The following is a 15,754-nucleotide window of genomic DNA, read 5'->3' on the forward strand; positions in this document are numbered from 1 at the left end:
TTTACGGTGAGCATGAGAAAATCAGGCAATATTCATTTAATAGGTCTTATTAATTTATGTTTAATTATCACAATAAGATATTATTATTGACTTTATGGGCTTTGTTTGAAAAAATAATAAAAATAAATGTCTAATGGTGAATTTTCAACCTTTTCAGGCTGGCTGTTTTCCTGTGCTATTTCACATCAACAGGATGATGTGAAATCTTCTCCATTCGTTTTGAATGACGCTCATCTGAGGCATGTTTAAACCTCCCTATTTTTACACGATCCATCTTCCAGGTAGATCGTGCATTGTAGTCGTCATTCAAAAATCAGGCAGAGGAAGTAACCCCCTAATTTGAGATCAACCCATGCTGCTTACTAAACAAGTACTCGCATTTCGTCCCAACAAGATGGACTGGATTTTTGCGACTAAAACGTTTCTGGCAGGCATGCTTGCGCTGTATGTGGCTTTTGCACTGAATTTGGCCTATCCCATCTGGGCAATCGGGACCGTCTTTGTGATTGCCAATCCCTTTTCCGGGATGACTTCTTCCAAAAGTATGTATCGTGCACTGGGCACCTTGTTGGGTGCGGTAGTTTCTGTGGCAGTGACTCCGCTACTAATCAACACGCCGTGGCTGTTCACTTTATTTTTAGCTGCATGGGTAGGAGGTTGTTTATATATCTCGTTGCTCGACCGGACTCCACGTAGCTATGTATTTATGCTGGCGGGATATACCACGGTTATTATCAGCTATAACATTATCTATAGCATCGATACGGCATCGATGTTTGATATGGCCGTGGGCCGCTTCTTAGAGATTCTGGTTGGGGTGGTCTGTAGTGCTATTGTGACTACGACAATTTTTCCGCTGCATATTGGGCCAGCCGTGGCGGCACGGGTATCTAAAACCTTTAAAGACACCAAAACTTTATTTGACCAGATTTTACTCAATCCCTCCGAACTGGGAAATTACAGTACCGCACTCAGTCAGATTGCCCGTGATATTGCTGAAATTCATGTCATGGCAGTGCACTTGTCCTATGAGAAATCGACCTTGCAGGGCATGACCAAACCCCTACAGGAGATGCTACATCAACTGAGCATGCTGGTAGCCAACCTGGTGGCGATGGCCGAACGGATCAAACAGCTGGATCAAATGGATCGGCAATACCGTGTCCAGCTTCAGGTGATTCATGATCATAGCGCCACATTTTTAAAAGATGATCAGGATATTCAGGAACAGACCTTAAATCTGTTGCCTGAAAATTTTGAGCAGGATTTTGCCCGTTTAATGACCACCGTACCTGCTGAACAGCAGGTGATTTTGGCCAGCCTGAAAATGGATATCCGCCATTTCATTCAAAATATTCGTGCCATCAGACTAATTTGGCAACGCATCCAACAGGGCGATGCTTCATTGCCAGAAAGCGTCACACCCCTGAGCACCACCTATCCCAATTTACACCGTGACCATGGGGTTGCGGTGCGGGGCGGAATTTCCGCTTTTATTGTGGTGATCATCGCGACAGGATTCTGGATACTCAGTGGTTGGAAAGCCGGTTTTATGATGGCTGAAATGGCAGCGATCAGCGCCTGTATTTTAACTGCCATGGATAACCCGGTACCGGCATTGAAGATGTTTGTGCGTGGCAATATTTATGCAGGGATGATGGTATTTATTTATGCCTATGGCATTTTTCCGCACGTGACCTCGTTCTGGGAATTGGCACTGGTACTGGCCCCTTTTGTGATCTATTGCCTGATGATGTTTCCTCATCCGCCACTCACCGGGATTGCCTTGCCCTTATTGATGGGAACCATCATGGGCTTGAACTTGCAAAACCATTACACGCTGGATCAGGTTTTTTTCTTTGATGCCACCATCGGTTCGGTGCTGGGGCCGATTATTTCGATTTACATCATTCATCTGGTTCGGGCGATGTCTCCTGAAATTACGGTACAGCGGATTTTGTCGTTGCATTACAAGGCCATTCGTCAGGCTTTATATCTTCCTTATGGCGTGCCGTTTCGTATCCATTTACGCAGTATGCTGGACCGGATTGGAATATTGAATACCAAGATGGTGCAGTCGGAAAAATTAAAGACCCAGATTAATTTGGCCCTGGTAGAAACCAGTGCCGTGATTGATCTGACCCGTCTGCAAGAGTTGATGCATCGACTTGATTCAGAGCAAGCCATTTTGGTGAGTCTGGAAGATCTGCAACAAGGTCTGGATGACTATTTTCGTGCCAAAGAAAATGCACAACAACAGCTGATTGCAGAGCTTCATCAGCAGGTCATTTTAAAAATCAGCCAATTGAAAAAAGAGGCACAACAACTGGAGCATGCTGAAACTTCCTGGCGAATACAGATGTCTTTAAACAATATTCGCAGCAGTTTGTGTCATGAACCAGCGCAGCTTAAAGAAGAGATACAACTTGGAGAAGTTGTCCATGGGTGAGTTAAATGTCTATGGGGTATATGTCCCGATTCTGCTGATTCAGGCGGTTCTGACCTACGTTGTACTGCGTGTATTGATGCGTGTGCTTGACCGTGTTGTGGAACAGGGCTGGATTCCGCTGCCGAATATTTTTTATCTCTGCATTTATCTTGTGCTGCTGTGGTTAATGCATTGGGGCTTTATTGTCTGCTGGGGCTAAGCAGACATTTTTTGAAATGAATGAGGTTTTCCATGACATCTTTAGACTTGCGTAAAGTCGTCCGACCGGTGCTATTTACTATAGTCGCTGTCATTGCAATTTTGGCGGTAAAACATATCTGGGATTATTACAATTCTGAGCCGTGGACCCGTGATGGCCGGATACGCGGCGATGTGATTCAAGTCTCTTCAGATGTTGCGGGTTTGATCACCGAGGTCTTGGTGCAGGATAACCAGACTGTGAAAAAAGGGCAGGTACTGTTTAAAATTGATGTGGCCCGTCAAGCCCTGGATGTGGAACAGGCCAGATCGGACCTGTCTAAAGCCAAGGCAGGCCTGGCTGCTGCCGAAGCAGAACTGGCTCAGGCCAAAGCCAATCTGGTGAAATCTCAAGCCAATATCAATCTGGCGGATAAAAATGCCAACCGCTATGCCAACCTTATGGAGGGTGCGATTTCAAAACAGGAACAGGACCAGATGTTTGCAACGCGAGATCAGTCACATGCCGAACATGAGCAAATGCTGGCTGCGATTGATCAGGCCAAAGCCAATATTGTGCAGCAAAAAGCCCTGATTGAAGTGGCCAACAGCAATCTGCACCTGTCCGAACTGAATTTAAACCGTTCTGAAGTGGTGGCACCGGCCGATGGCACCTTATCCAATTTTGAATTACAGCAAGGCAACTATGTCAAAGTCGGGCAGGCAGTGGCTGCACTGTTAAACCGTCAGCAGCTGTATGTGGTGGGGTATTTTGAAGAAACCAAGCTCGACAAGATTTATGTTGGTGCTCCTGCAACGGTCCAGCTGATGGGCGATTCACAAAAACTCAAAGGTCATGTTCAGGGTATTGCTTCCGGGATTGAGGATCGTGAACGTACATCCACTACGGGATTGCTTGCCAATGTGAATCCAACCTTTAGCTGGGTGCGTCTGGCACAACGTGTACCAGTGAAAATTATGATTGATGAATTGCCGAAGAACCAGCTGGCCTTTGTGGCAGGACGTACTGTGACTGTACATATTGAGAAAAAAGCCCAATAAATTCGAATAGATTCGACCTGATTCATTGCAATAAAAAAGCATCCGAGAGGATGCTTTTTTATTATTTGTTAATTCAACTTTACGGGGTTAAACCTACCGGATTGCGATACCAGCTCTCGATAAATAAGGCTGCGGCAATACTGTCAGCCGCCAGTTTTTTGCCACGACCTTGAGACTGATAATGATCCAGTTCATCACGTGCTTCACGGGTGGTCAGGCGCTCATCGACCATCAATGTTTCAATATTGGTCTGATGACGCAAGCGTCGGGCAAATTTGCGTGAACGTGCGGAAAGTTCCGATTCGCTATCATCCATATTCAACGGTAAACCGACCAGAAATAAGCTCGGTTGATACTGTTTGACGATTTTCAGTAAAGCATCCCAGTTCGGGATGCCATCTTTCATCGGAAACAGGGCAAGCGGATTGGCACTTTCAATCAGTGATTGACCGACGGCCATGCCCATTTTCTGGGTACCGAAATCAAATGCCATAATCATGTGTGGTTGTGATAAATCAGGCATGTCCAATCTCTGATGATAGCCAGGTGCGGTCTAGGCCCATTTTTTTATAGGCCGCATCCCAGCGGTCGTCATAAGGCAAATTAAAAATCAAATCCATATCGGAATCACAGATCAGCCAGTCACCACGTGCGATTTCCTGTTCCAGCTGGTTTTTGCCCCAGCTGGCATAACCCAAAGCAATTTGGTAGCGTCCAACGCCTTCATTGTGGGCGATGGCATCGAGGATATCTTTAGACGTGGTAATACAGACATTTTCACCCACAGCAATGGATGAATGCCAAGTCGGTTGACCGGTATGCAGCACAAATCCGGCTTCAGGACGCAAAGGTCCACCTTGCAAGACTGCATGAGGATTGACATTGTCCGCTTCAATTTCCAGATCATTCAACAATTCCTTGATTGAAAGACCGGATGGGCGGTTGATGATAATGCCTTGAGCACCATCTTCATCATGGCGTGCCAAATAAATTACCGTATTGGCAAAAAAGTCATCGGCTAAATCAGGAGGTGCAATGAGACAGCGATGTGTCAGATATTGTTTAGTCATCTAAGCCATTCCCCCTTAAAATCAAAAACTGATTAAATTAACTAAGCGCTTATGACCAAGTTACTAAACTAATTGGGTTTCGCCAATCATTTTTTGTGATTTAAACCTCAAACCTATACCTGTTGAAACTTAAGTTGACGTAACTGCTTGGCGTGTTGCAGGGTCGTATCATTAATTTCGACGCCGCCGGTCATACGGGCCAGTTCATCAATGCGCTGTTCTTCTGCAAGATTAATGATGGTACTGCTGGCCGGATCGGTCTGACGCTTTTTCACCAGTAGATGCTGATCGGATTGTGCCGCCACCTGAGCCTGATGGGTAATACATAAGATCTGTACATGCTGGGCCAAATCCGCCAGCAAACGGCCGACCATTTCTGCAGTACCGCCACTAATCCCGACATCGATTTCATCGAAGACCAGCACTTCCGCTTCGGTTTTTTCAGCATTCATGACTTGCATGACCAGGGCAATACGTGACAGTTCACCTCCGGAAGCAACACGTGCCAAAGGCTGTGGCGGAATACCCTTGTTCGCAGTAAACAGCAGTTGAATAAAGCTCAAACCTTCGGCACTAACCTGCTCTAAAGGCTCAAACTTGAATTCAAAATAGGCCTCCGGCAAAGCCAGCTGCTTGACCTGTTCAGTCAGTTGTTTCGCCAAGGGGATAGCGGCTTCACGGCGAATTTCATCCAGATATTGTGCTTTGGATAAAAATTCCTGATGCGATAACTCGACCTGTTCAGCCAAGGTTTCCGGGTCTTCAAGCTGATGCAATTGTTCCAGTTCTGTCTGCCAGGCCTGATATTCTTCTTTCAATGTCTCTGGCTGAGTGCGGTATTTACGCGCTAAACGGTGGAAAATTTCCAGTTGCGAGTTCAATTCTTCCATCCGTTCAGGATCGAAGCTTTGGCGATCGATAAACTGACGCAAGTTTGCCGTTGCATCATCAATTTCACTTTGTGCATTGATCAGTGAATTATAGATTTCAGCAAGCTGTTCACTACGACCAGCATGTGATTCCAGACGACGAATAATTGATGAAAGTTCCTGGGTCAGGTTTTGTTCGGCTTCATCCAGCACATTTAAGCTATAACTGCAGTCAAGCATGATATGTTCATGATGGCTTAAACGGTCAAATTCCTGTTCAATCTCTTTATAGTCAATCTGGGTGATGTCTTCGAGTTCTTCCAGTTGCAACTCTAAAGTTTCGATCCGCTGTTTGCGGGTTGCTTGAGCATCCAAAGCGGCTTGATGCTCGCGAATGTCTTTTTGCCAGGTGCTATAGGCATTACGAACATCTTGCGCAGGCTGATAAAAGTTGCTGTAACGGTCGAGCCAGTGCTTGGGATAGGGCGGTTCTAACAGTTGCTGCTGACTGTGCTGACTATAGAGTTGTACCAGCAAACGCCCAATTTCTTTCAGCTCTGACAAGCTGCTTGGACGGCCATTAATCCAGGCTTTGCTACGACCTGTAGCAAAAATCACCCGACGTAAATGAATTTCGCCTGACTCATCATCCAACTCGTGTGCTTTTAACCATTGGGCTTCAGGGCTGTGTTCCTGATAACTAAAAATGGCCGTCACATCGGCTTTATCCGAACCGAAACGTACATAATTGGTATCGGTACGTTCACCCAGGCAGGCAGACAGGGCATCCAGTAATAACGATTTACCCGCCCCGGTTTCACCCGTCAGGACATTGAAACCTTTTTCAATATCAATGGCTAAGTGATCAGCTAAAGCAAAATTGATGAGAGTTAAATGTGTCAGCATAAACGCATCCAAGCTGCGAAAAGTTTTAATCTAAGATAGTGAAATTTTGTTTTGGTCACAAGACAGCTTTTATTTTAAAAGGATTTAAAACATCAATATCTTACCTTATCTGAGTGCAGAAAATAAAACGCGCAGTTGAAAATAGCCGATAAAATTTGCCATCGATCAATAGCCTCTTATTTTTAGAAAAAGATAAAAAACTGATTCGCAGCTCGATCCAGTCCCGCAAAACCTGAACCATATAATGCGGATGATTTGAAGGTAGGATTAATGATGGGGAATATTATTCACCTTTGGTTGGGAAGAAATTGGCAATAATTTGAGCTTAGCATTTCATTTATGCAGAAGTTCGTGCATCACTCTCCAGTTTTTCTTTGAAGTTTATAGAAAAAATATTTGTAAAAATTTGAAAAATATTGATTTGACGGGAAGAAACAATGATTGATTAGTTTAATACTCGGCTTTAAACTAGCTCGGGCAAAAATTATAAATGCGCATTATCTGGAGAATACGCATGTCAAATCAGTTTGATCACGTTTCGGTTGTCAAAAAGTCGAATGTTTATTTCGATGGGTTGTGTATCAGTCATACCGTGCAGTTTGAAGATGGCACCAAAAAAACCTTAGGGGTAATTTTGCCAACAGAACAGGCTTTGACCTTTCAAACACATGTACCTGAACGTATGGAAATTATTTCAGGTGAATGTCGTGTCCAAATTGGCGACAAAACAGAAAGTGAACTGTTCCGTGCCGGTCAGTCTTTCTATGTACCAGGCAATAGCCGTTTTAAAATCGAGACAGATGAAGTGCTCGATTATGTCTGTCACTTCGAAGGCTAAGTATTCGTCCTGGATAAGACAAAGAAATTTTAACCTGAATCGGTTAAACTAGATTCAAGCATCAATCCTGTAAAGCCTGCTTTGCAGGATTTTTCTTTTTGTATAATTACCCATAGTCACCACAGATTTTAGAGGCCGTTGATGGCAAAACCAGAATATTATTATGGCGTTCACTCGGTGGAGTCATTATTGGAACTCGAGCCTGAGCGCGTACTGACTTTATTTACCTTGAAAGGCCGTGATGACCAGCGTTTGAAAAACGTCTTGGCTCTGGCTGAACCTTTTGGTATTAGCGTGCAACAAGCCAGCCGTGACAAACTGGAAAAACTGGCAGGTCAGCCTTTCCATCAGGGCGTAGTCGCTGCAGTGCGTCCGCATCCGGTATTGAATGAACAGGATCTGGATGCCGTACTGAAGCAAAATCCTCAAGCGCTTTTGCTGGCACTGGACCAGGTCACCGATCCACACAATTTGGGTGCCTGTATTCGTACAGCGGCTGCCATGGGTGTTGAAGCCGTAGTGGTCTCACGCGACCGTTCTGCAAGCTTGACGCCGACCGCGCGTAAGGTTGCTGCCGGTGGCGCAGAAAAAGTGAAGTTTATTCAGGTGACCAATCTGGCGCGTACTTTGGGCCATATCAAAGATGAATTTAATGTACGTGTAGTTGGAACCATGCTGGATGAAAAAGCCTTACCGATTGATCAATTTGATTTTACCGGTACGGCAGTGTGTGTCGTAATGGGGGCTGAAGATACAGGTCTGCGTCCAATTACCCAGTCACAATGTGATCAGAAGGTCTATATTCCAATGGCCGGAAACTTGCAAAGCTTAAATGTCAGTGTTGCCACCGGTATGGCACTGTATGAAGCCTGTCGTCAACGTAACCTGTAATTTTTCTTTGCTATTTAAAAGTTGTTTGCTATGTCGCCCCGGTCTCAAGGTTATCTTTATGTCGCCATTACCATGTGTATTTGGGGCGGATTTACCATTACTTCTCGCCTGAATGCCCAGTGGGGAATTAGTGCCTGGGATATTACCGCCTTACGTTTTGCCTTGGCATTTTGTATTCTCATGCCCATTTTACTCTATAAAAAAGACACCGCTTTTTTATGGAAAAAACAACCCTTTATCCTGGCAATGATCGGTGGGGTAGCGTATTGCCTGACCTCTTATAGTGCCTTTCATTATGTACCAGCAGCGCATGCAGCCATTTTCCTGAATGGCTGTATTCCGCTGTGTACAGCTTTAGCTGGATTGATATTATTTAAACAGCCTTTAGATAAACACATCCGGATTAGTTTGGTGATTATGCTGAGTGCGATCACTGCAATGAGCTTCTTGATGTATCAGGAAACCGGGGTGGCCTTTGGTTTTGGTGACATGCTATTTTTCCTGAGTGCGATCTGGTGGGGTGTATTCACCGTATTGTTACGCCAATGGAAACTTTCTGCCTGGCATTCTATGGCAGGTGTTGCCATCTGGTCGGCGATTATCTATGTGCCGATTTATCTATTGTTTTTGCCGAAAAATTTAACGGCACCCGAACCTGTGCATTTAATGCTACAGGTGATTTTTCATGGTATCTTTGTGGTCATTGTGGCCACACTGACTTATGTAGAAGCGATTAAGCGTCTGGGTGCATTCAAAACGGGAAGTATCGTGACTTTGGCCCCGTTTATGGCAGCAATTTTAGCGGTACCGCTATTGGGAGAGCCTTTAAGTCTGGCCATTATTTGTGGCTTGATCGGAATGGCGATCGGTGCATTACAGCCATGGCGCTGGATAGGTCATCAAGACAGTTTGCAGCAGCAACTTGATCAACAAAAAAAGCAGTCCTAATCGACTGCTTTTTTTAATTTCAGCGTTTCAAATAAGCTTCATGCAACGGTCTTAAATGGCTGTATAAATGGTCAAGATGACCGTCATTCAGCACAATATCATCAGCCAAACGACGCTTTTGTTCACGTGGCATCTGGGACTGAATAATTTTTTCAATTTGTTCAATGGACTGGTGATCACGCATAGCAGCCCGCTGAATCTGCAAATCAATTGATGCATCAATCAGCAGGGTATGATCAGTCAGTTCATGCTGGTTGGTTTCAAACAGCAGGGGAGAGACCAAGATTACATAAGGGCTGGTCGCAGCCTGCAGCTGTTGAATAATAGACTCTCGAATTGCAGGATGGGTAATACTTTCCAGCGTTTTACGTGCTTCAGGATATTTAAAAATATGTTCGCGTAAAGCCCGACGATTCAGCTCGCCATTGTCTGATAAAACCCAATCGCCAAAAGCCGCATGAATCTGTTGTAAGGCTGGCTGTCCTTTGGTTACTATCTCGCGCGCGACAATATCAGCATCGACCACAGTAATGCCCTGGGTTTCAAACCAGTTGCTGGCGGCCGATTTTCCACTACCAATCCCTCCCGTTAAACCCAAGATAAAAGTCATAGATGTCCCTAAAAATTACTGACCCAAATAGATTTTCATAATCTGCTCACCCCAAATAAAAGCAATCCATCCGGCAATGGCAATATAAGGGCCAAATGCAAAAGGCTGGTTCTCTTTGCGTACTTTCAGCAGAATAATGCCAATCACGGCACCGACGAAAGAAGAGAGCAATACGATCAATGGGAGCATCAATGGCCCCATCCAGGCACCTAAGGCAGCCAGAAGTTTAAAGTCGCCATAGCCCATACCTTCTTTACCGGTAATCATCTTAAACAGATAATAGACAATCCACAAACACAGGAAACCAATAATATAGCCCCAGATGGCAGAGGTTGGACTGGTATAGATACTATAGCTATTGATTCCCAAACCTAAGGCGGCCAGAGTTAAGGTATAGCGGTCTGGGAGAAGCTGGGTATCAAAATCAATAAAGGTCAGTGCAATCAGTACCCAGGTGAGGATCAGGCCAAACAGCATCTGCAGGGTAGGGCCGAAGACTGCCACAATAATCAGGGAACATGTTGCAGTTAACAATTCAATGAATGGATAGCGAATACTGATCGGATTTTTGCAAGAACCGCATTTGCCCCGTAAAACCAGCCAGCTGATGATAGGAATATTCTGATACCAGCGAATGGGTGTTTGGCATTTCGGACAGGTTGAATCTGGCTTGCTGAGGGTGATTTTTGTTTCGTCAATAATGGCCTGTTCGGGATGCAGCAATATTTGACAATCCTGCCGCCACTCTTGCTCCATCATTTTCGGCGTTCGATAAATCACGACATTGAGAAAACTGCCGATACAGAGACTAAAAAGCCCAACGGCAATATATAAAGCAGTTGGGTTAATCATAAAATAAGAAATGAAATCTTGCATTAAACCACAGAACCCATTTGGAAAATTGGAAGATACATGGCAATCACCAGACCACCAACCAGCACACCCAGCACGGCCATAATGAGGGGTTCCATCATCGAGGTTAAACCATCGACCGCATTGTCGACTTCATTTTCGAAATGCGTTGCGACTTTATCCAGCATGGCATCCAGTGCCCCAGACTCTTCACCAATCGCCACCATCTGTACAGCCATAGACGGAAATTTGTTGGTGACACGCATAGCAAATTGTAGCTGTTGGCCTGTGGCTACATCATCACGGATTTTCATCACCGCTGCTTCATAAACACAATTGTTAGTTGCGCCTGCAGTGGATTCCAATGCATCAATCAAGGGAACACCGGCCGCAAAGGTGGTGGCTAGAGTACGACTATAACGGGCAATAATGGCTTTATAGACCAGGTCGCCAAAAATAGGGGCTTTGAGGGCTGCTTTATCAAGAAAATCACGGAATTTTTTACTGCGTTTTTTTGCTTCAAGAAATCCGGCAATCATCGCACCAATGGCAATAATCAGAATAAACCAGTACTTTTGCATCCATTCCGACATATTTACCACCATTTTGGTAAAGGCAGGTAAATCGGCACCAAATGAACTAAAGAGGTCCTGGAACACAGGTACCACTTTAACCATCAAAATAATGGTCACGATCACGGCAACTACAATGACAGCTGCCGGATATTTCATGGCTTTTTTAATTTTTTGCTTTAACAGTTCGCTCTTCTCTTTATAGATCGCGACACGATCCAGCATGGTTTCCAGGGCACCAGACTGTTCACCAGATTCCACTAAAGAACAGAACAGGTTGTCAAAATATTGTGGGTACTTACGCAAGGCACCAGCAAAAGTATTGCCGCCTTCAACCTCACCTTTAATACCAAGTACTACTTCACGCATGGATGGATTTTCCAGACCCTCTGCTACAATCTCAAAGCTTTGAACCAAAGGAACCCCAGCTTTCATCATGGTGGCCAGCTGGCGGGTAAAAATAGTGATATCCAGGGTGGACACTTTCTTTTTCATTAAACCTTCGAGAATGTTTTTACGTTTTTCCCGAATATGTTTAATCGTGATGCCCTGCTTGCGTAAAGTCACTTTAGCAAGTGCCATATTCCGCGCAGGAAGTTCCCCTTTAAGTTTTTCCCCTTTACGATCAACACCTTCATAACTGAAGATGGGCATCATCTGTGCTTTTTTGACAGCCATGCGTTTATCCTTATTTTAAATTTTCATTTATTCACTGGTTACACGATTGACTTCCTGAAGCGAAGTCACCCCCTGCATAACCTTAATTAATCCTGAACGGCGTAAATTATTAAACCCCGATTTTTCAGATGCTGCTGCAATTTCAAGTGCATTACCATCTTCCATAATAATTTTCGAAATTTCAGGGGTCACTTTCATGACCTCATAAATACCGACACGACCTTTATAACCTTCACGGCACTCGGAACAGCCTACCGGTTGATATACCTGAAAGTCTGGATGTTTCAAATCTTCCTCAGTAAAACCCATTTCCAGCAGGCTGGGTCCAGGAATCTCTGCCGGAATTTTACACTGAGGACATAGACGACGTGCTAAACGTTGTGCAATCACTAGGTTGACAGAAGTTGCAATGTTAAAGGAAGGAACACCCATATTGCGTAAACGGGTTAAGGTTTCTGGTGCACTGTTGGTGTGCAGGGTCGACATCACCATATGACCAGTCTGGGCCGCTTTTACGGCAATTTCAGCTGTTTCCAGATCCCGGATCTCACCAACCATGACAATATCTGGATCTTGACGTAAAAATGATTTAAGTGCAGCAGAGAAGGTTAAACCGACTTTAGCGTTAACATTGACCTGATTAATCCCTTCCAGGTTAATTTCTACCGGGTCTTCAGCTGTGGAAATATTGGTATCTTCACGATTCAGAATATTCAAACCCGTATAGAGCGATACGGTTTTACCGGAACCGGTTGGACCTGTAATCAGTAGCATGCCTTGAGGTTTTTCCAGTGCTTGCATAAACAGTTCTTTTTGCTCTGGTTCATAGCCCAATGCATCAATACCCAGCATGGCACTGGATGGATCCAGAATACGCAGGACCAGTTTTTCCCCAAACAGTGTCGGTAAAGAGTTGACACGAAAGTCAATAGCTTTGCTTTTTGAAAGTTTGAGCTTGATCCGTCCATCTTGAGGTAAACGCTTTTCAGAAATATCCATTTGTGACATGACTTTTAAGCGCGAGGCTAAACGTGTGGACAGCTGTAACGGCGGATTGGCAATTTGACGGAGCACGCCATCAATACGATAACGCACCCGATATGACTTTTCATACGGTTCGAAATGTAAATCCGAAGCACCCATACGAATGGCATCAATTAACAGTTTATTGATGTACTTAACGATGGGAGCTTCATCCCCTTGAGGACCATCATCTTCATCTTCTTTTTGACTTAAATCATCTTGCTCTAGATTTAGATCGATATCTTCATCAGAAAACTCAAAACTGTCCGCCTGGGTAAAGTTTTGTTCAATCAGCTGGTGTAATTTCTGGTGCTCTACAATAATCGCTTCGATATTCATCTTACTGCTGAAGCGGATCGCATCCATGGCTTCTATATTGGTGGGATTACTGGTTGCGACGTAGAGTAAATTCCCGCGTTTAAAAATGGGCAGAATACAATGTTTGCTAATGATTTTTTCATCCAGCCCTTCTCGGATAATTTGAGCAGAGTCATAGGCACTCAAATCAAAAAGAGGTTCTCCAAATTCTTGAGAAATTTTTTCTGCAATAGCCAAGGAGGAAATTTTCAATTGATCAATTAAAAAAGGCACAATATCTTGATTGGCTTTTTTTGCATTCAATATTGCACTCTGCATATTTTCAGCAGAAACTAAGCCATCTTCGACTAAACATCGAATAAAACCCGTAAATCTTGGTGAACCTTGTAATGCTGCCATGCTCTAATATGCCTGCTTAATCAATTTGTTTATAATTGGTATCATTGAATTATACTTTTGTTATATAAAAATACCATATCTTAAAATGTTGTCATCTACTTAATATCAGATAAAACTTTGAACCAGTCGTATTACAGGGTGAAGTTTTTCTTGAGCGTAAAAAAGGGGATTGCAAAAAAATAAGAATCGCATAAAAAAGCCATGTGAAAATTTTCTGAAAAATCTTGAATTCCGTGTAGAATGTGCGCGGTTTAATGAATTGTTTTTAATAGGTTACTGTATGTCGGGTTCGGCTATTACTCCTTGGGTTGTCGGCAATTGGAAAATGAACCCAATGCAGGCAGATGCAAAAGCGTTGCTGCAAGATTTAAAAAAATTATTGCAAAACAATGACATTAAAGAACAAGATTGTCATTTGGGTATTGCACCGACCATGCTGGCTTTGAGTGGTGTTCAGGCAGAATTGGCAAGTTCAGCGCGCCCTGTTTATTCCGTTGCACAGGATGTTTCCCGTATTGCAGGTACAGGGGCATATACCGGTGAAGTAAGTGCCGAACTGCTGAAAGATCAGCAAATCGGTTTTGTACTGATTGGTCATTCAGAACGTCGTGAGATTTTTGGTGAAACTGCCCAGATTTTGAATGAAAAAGTTAAAAATGCTTTAAATGCAGGATTAACCATTATTTATTGCGTAGGTGAAAGCCTAAATCAGCGTGAAAATGGTCAGGCCGAGCAGGTGGTGTTGCAACAAATCTGTGATATTGCCACAGTTGTTCAGGCTGAACAGTGGAAAAATATAGTGGTGGCTTATGAACCCATTTGGGCAATTGGTACGGGTAAAACAGCTTCACCTGAAGACGCACAGGCAATGCATGCCAAAATCCGTGCAGGTTTAACCCAAATTACACCTTTGGGTACAGGCATGGCAATTTTATATGGTGGTAGTGTTAAGCCGGAAAATGCAGTAGAGTTGGCAGCCTGTCCAGACATTAATGGTGCGCTGGTTGGTGGTGCATCTTTAAATGCAGAGTCTTTTTATAAAATTGCCCAGGCTTTTGCAAATACAAAATAATTAGGAGTTCAGCATGCATGCATTTGTGCTGGTAGTACATATTATCTTAGCCATTTTAATGATTGTATTGATTCTGGTACAACATGGTAAGGGTGCCGATGCGGGTGCATCATTTGGTGGTGGTGGAGCAGCAACCGTCTTTGGTGCTTCAGGTTCGGCTAATTTTTTAACACGTTTAACGGCAATTTTAACAGCCTTGTTTTTTGTCACCAGCCTAAGTTTAGCGGTGTTTGCTAAAAAGCAAACCACTGATGCCTATAGCTTAAAATCGGTACAAACGACTGCTCCTGCACAAAGCCAATCGCCTGAAACTTCACCAGTTGCACCAAAAACTAGCGAATAAATATATTTAGTTCTTTCTTTTTGGGTCTGATCCGACTAGAATGCGTCACAGCTGCGGTGGTGGTGGAATTGGTAGACACGCTACCTTGAGGTGGTAGTGCCTTCGGGCGTGGGGGTTCAAGTCCCCCCTTCCGCACCAACTTATAATCCAGAACATAAGTTGGTGTAAGCAGCAAATCTGTTGATGCGGGATGGAGCAGTCTGGTAGCTCGTCGGGCTCATAACCCGAAGGTCGTTGGTTCAAATCCAGCTCCCGCTACCAATCTTTATTTTAGATGTAAACTAAAATAAGCACTTTGATAATTTAAGGTGAGATTAATTTTTTGCAATGTTGTTGCGGGATGGAGCAGTCTGGTAGCTCGTCGGGCTCATAACCCGAAGGTCGTTGGTTCAAATCCAGCTCCCGCTACCACTATTTGATTAGGGTGCAACTTAATCAAGCAATCACTGAACAGTTTTTAATTGAAAATGATCAGCAGATTGTATATAATTTTTGCACGTTGATGCGGGATGGAGCAGTCTGGTAGCTCGTCGGGCTCATAACCCGAAGGTCGTTGGTTCAAATCCAGCTCCCGCTACCAAGTTTCTAAAAGGCTCACAAAAAGGTGGGCCTTTTTGCACAGTGGACTTTGGTTTTTCTGTGTAAATAGGGGCGATTACGCCCTTTTTTATTGGCTA

Annotated in this window: 15 protein-coding genes and 4 tRNA genes; 12 read left to right on the forward strand and 7 right to left on the reverse strand. The window is 44.0% G+C overall.

Annotated features, from left to right (window positions below; genetic code table 11):
- Positions 1-352: 352 nt before the first annotated feature.
- The 3 genes from FTT87_RS01095 to FTT87_RS01105 are packed head-to-tail and all read left to right on the forward strand — an operon-like array spanning position 353 to position 3,688.
- Positions 353-2,449: an FUSC family protein gene (locus FTT87_RS01095; protein ID WP_180042619.1), complete on the forward strand. Its 2,097-nt coding sequence runs from the start codon at positions 353-355 to the stop codon at positions 2,447-2,449.
- Positions 2,442-2,648: a DUF1656 domain-containing protein gene (locus tag FTT87_RS01100; protein WP_180174166.1), complete on the forward strand. Its 207-nt coding sequence runs from the start codon at positions 2,442-2,444 to the stop codon at positions 2,646-2,648. The genes FTT87_RS01095 and FTT87_RS01100 overlap by 8 nt, the downstream gene beginning before the upstream one ends.
- A gap of 32 nt (positions 2,649-2,680) precedes the next feature.
- Entirely contained in the window at positions 2,681-3,688 is a 1,008-nt protein-coding gene (locus FTT87_RS01105) for an HlyD family secretion protein (protein ID WP_180174167.1), read from the forward strand.
- Between the two features lie 79 nt (positions 3,689-3,767).
- On the opposite strand, the gene ruvX is transcribed toward FTT87_RS01105, so the two are convergent.
- The 3 genes from ruvX to recN form a co-directional block, all read right to left on the reverse strand.
- The gene (gene ruvX / locus FTT87_RS01110; RefSeq protein WP_180042616.1) at positions 3,768-4,211 is read right to left on the reverse strand and encodes a Holliday junction resolvase RuvX; all 444 of its coding nucleotides are present in this window, start codon (positions 4,209-4,211) and stop codon (positions 3,768-3,770) included.
- On the reverse strand, positions 4,204-4,758 hold the full coding sequence (locus FTT87_RS01115; RefSeq protein WP_086195199.1) for a YqgE/AlgH family protein: 555 nt from the start codon (positions 4,756-4,758) through the stop codon (positions 4,204-4,206). Before FTT87_RS01115 ends, ruvX begins: the two co-directional genes overlap by 8 nt.
- A gap of 113 nt (positions 4,759-4,871) precedes the next feature.
- Positions 4,872-6,533, reverse strand: coding sequence for a DNA repair protein RecN (gene recN, locus FTT87_RS01120; protein ID WP_180042615.1), 1,662 nt, complete (start codon positions 6,531-6,533; stop codon positions 4,872-4,874).
- A 514-nt stretch (positions 6,534-7,047) separates the two neighbouring features.
- Here recN and FTT87_RS01125 point away from each other — a divergent pair.
- From FTT87_RS01125 to FTT87_RS01135, 3 genes are all read left to right on the forward strand, one after another.
- On the forward strand, positions 7,048-7,371 hold the full coding sequence (locus FTT87_RS01125) for a pyrimidine/purine nucleoside phosphorylase (RefSeq protein ID WP_086195201.1): 324 nt from the start codon (positions 7,048-7,050) through the stop codon (positions 7,369-7,371).
- A gap of 141 nt (positions 7,372-7,512) precedes the next feature.
- Positions 7,513-8,262, forward strand: a complete 750-nt coding sequence (gene rlmB, locus FTT87_RS01130; protein WP_086195202.1) for a 23S rRNA (guanosine(2251)-2'-O)-methyltransferase RlmB — start codon at positions 7,513-7,515, stop codon at positions 8,260-8,262.
- A gap of 30 nt (positions 8,263-8,292) precedes the next feature.
- The gene (locus FTT87_RS01135; RefSeq protein ID WP_180080207.1) at positions 8,293-9,210 is read left to right on the forward strand and encodes a DMT family transporter; all 918 of its coding nucleotides are present in this window, start codon (positions 8,293-8,295) and stop codon (positions 9,208-9,210) included.
- A 19-nt stretch (positions 9,211-9,229) separates the two neighbouring features.
- Here FTT87_RS01135 and coaE read toward each other — a convergent pair whose 3' ends face one another.
- From coaE to pilB, 4 genes are read right to left on the reverse strand one after another with little or no spacing between them, the layout of a single operon-like run.
- Positions 9,230-9,820: a dephospho-CoA kinase gene (gene coaE, locus FTT87_RS01140; protein ID WP_180042612.1), complete on the reverse strand. Its 591-nt coding sequence runs from the start codon at positions 9,818-9,820 to the stop codon at positions 9,230-9,232.
- Between the two features lie 15 nt (positions 9,821-9,835).
- A complete protein-coding gene (locus tag FTT87_RS01145; RefSeq protein ID WP_180174168.1) occupies positions 9,836-10,696 on the reverse strand; it encodes an A24 family peptidase in 861 nt (286 codons plus the stop codon).
- Positions 10,696-11,922: a type II secretion system F family protein gene (locus FTT87_RS01150; RefSeq protein ID WP_180042610.1), complete on the reverse strand. Its 1,227-nt coding sequence runs from the start codon at positions 11,920-11,922 to the stop codon at positions 10,696-10,698. The genes FTT87_RS01145 and FTT87_RS01150 overlap by 1 nt, the downstream gene beginning before the upstream one ends.
- Before the next feature lie 27 nt (positions 11,923-11,949).
- Positions 11,950-13,662 carry a type IV-A pilus assembly ATPase PilB gene (gene pilB, locus FTT87_RS01155; RefSeq protein ID WP_180042609.1) on the reverse strand — a complete coding sequence of 571 codons (1,713 nt, stop codon included), beginning with the start codon at positions 13,660-13,662 and terminating at the stop codon, positions 11,950-11,952.
- A gap of 280 nt (positions 13,663-13,942) precedes the next feature.
- On the opposite strand from pilB, the gene tpiA reads away from it, so the two are divergent.
- The 6 genes from tpiA to FTT87_RS01185 all read left to right on the forward strand — a co-directional run bounded on the left by tpiA (position 13,943) and on the right by FTT87_RS01185 (position 15,657).
- The gene (tpiA, locus tag FTT87_RS01160) at positions 13,943-14,734 is read left to right on the forward strand and encodes a triose-phosphate isomerase (RefSeq protein ID WP_180174169.1); all 792 of its coding nucleotides are present in this window, start codon (positions 13,943-13,945) and stop codon (positions 14,732-14,734) included.
- Positions 14,735-14,747: 13 nt separating this feature from the next.
- A complete protein-coding gene (secG, locus tag FTT87_RS01165; protein WP_166169539.1) occupies positions 14,748-15,077 on the forward strand; it encodes a preprotein translocase subunit SecG in 330 nt (109 codons plus the stop codon).
- Positions 15,078-15,130: 53 nt separating this feature from the next.
- A tRNA-Leu gene (locus tag FTT87_RS01170) sits at positions 15,131-15,215 on the forward strand.
- A gap of 46 nt (positions 15,216-15,261) precedes the next feature.
- Positions 15,262-15,338 (forward strand) — tRNA-Met (locus tag FTT87_RS01175).
- A 73-nt stretch (positions 15,339-15,411) separates the two neighbouring features.
- Positions 15,412-15,488, forward strand: a tRNA-Met gene (locus FTT87_RS01180).
- Between the two features lie 92 nt (positions 15,489-15,580).
- Positions 15,581-15,657, forward strand: a tRNA-Met gene (locus FTT87_RS01185).
- The last annotated feature ends 97 nt before the right edge of the window (positions 15,658-15,754 follow it).

Source organism: Acinetobacter sp. YH01022 (assembly GCF_013420235.1).
Taxonomy (GTDB): Bacteria; Pseudomonadota; Gammaproteobacteria; order Pseudomonadales; family Moraxellaceae; genus Acinetobacter.

Excerpts from the sequence above, each read along its gene's own strand:
- tpiA (WP_180174169.1), top strand. The coding sequence starts at position 13,943 with ATGTCGGGTTCGGCTATTACTCCTTGGGTTGTCGGCAATTGGAAAATG.
- recN (WP_180042615.1), bottom strand. The coding sequence starts at position 6,533 with ATGCTGACACATTTAACTCTCATCAATTTTGCTTTAGCTGATCACTTA.
- FTT87_RS01095 (WP_180042619.1), top strand. The coding sequence starts at position 353 with ATGCTGCTTACTAAACAAGTACTCGCATTTCGTCCCAACAAGATGGAC.
- FTT87_RS01145 (WP_180174168.1), bottom strand. The coding sequence starts at position 10,696 with ATGCAAGATTTCATTTCTTATTTTATGATTAACCCAACTGCTTTATAT.
- FTT87_RS01125 (WP_086195201.1), top strand. The coding sequence starts at position 7,048 with ATGTCAAATCAGTTTGATCACGTTTCGGTTGTCAAAAAGTCGAATGTT.
- coaE (WP_180042612.1), bottom strand. The coding sequence starts at position 9,820 with ATGACTTTTATCTTGGGTTTAACGGGAGGGATTGGTAGTGGAAAATCG.
- FTT87_RS01150 (WP_180042610.1), bottom strand. The coding sequence starts at position 11,922 with ATGGCTGTCAAAAAAGCACAGATGATGCCCATCTTCAGTTATGAAGGT.
- pilB (WP_180042609.1), bottom strand. The coding sequence starts at position 13,662 with ATGGCAGCATTACAAGGTTCACCAAGATTTACGGGTTTTATTCGATGT.
- FTT87_RS01115 (WP_086195199.1), bottom strand. The coding sequence starts at position 4,758 with ATGACTAAACAATATCTGACACATCGCTGTCTCATTGCACCTCCTGAT.
- FTT87_RS01105 (WP_180174167.1), top strand. The coding sequence starts at position 2,681 with ATGACATCTTTAGACTTGCGTAAAGTCGTCCGACCGGTGCTATTTACT.
- FTT87_RS01135 (WP_180080207.1), top strand. The coding sequence starts at position 8,293 with ATGTCGCCCCGGTCTCAAGGTTATCTTTATGTCGCCATTACCATGTGT.
- ruvX (WP_180042616.1), bottom strand. The coding sequence starts at position 4,211 with ATGCCTGATTTATCACAACCACACATGATTATGGCATTTGATTTCGGT.
- FTT87_RS01100 (WP_180174166.1), top strand. The coding sequence starts at position 2,442 with ATGGGTGAGTTAAATGTCTATGGGGTATATGTCCCGATTCTGCTGATT.
- rlmB (WP_086195202.1), top strand. The coding sequence starts at position 7,513 with ATGGCAAAACCAGAATATTATTATGGCGTTCACTCGGTGGAGTCATTA.
- secG (WP_166169539.1), top strand. The coding sequence starts at position 14,748 with ATGCATGCATTTGTGCTGGTAGTACATATTATCTTAGCCATTTTAATG.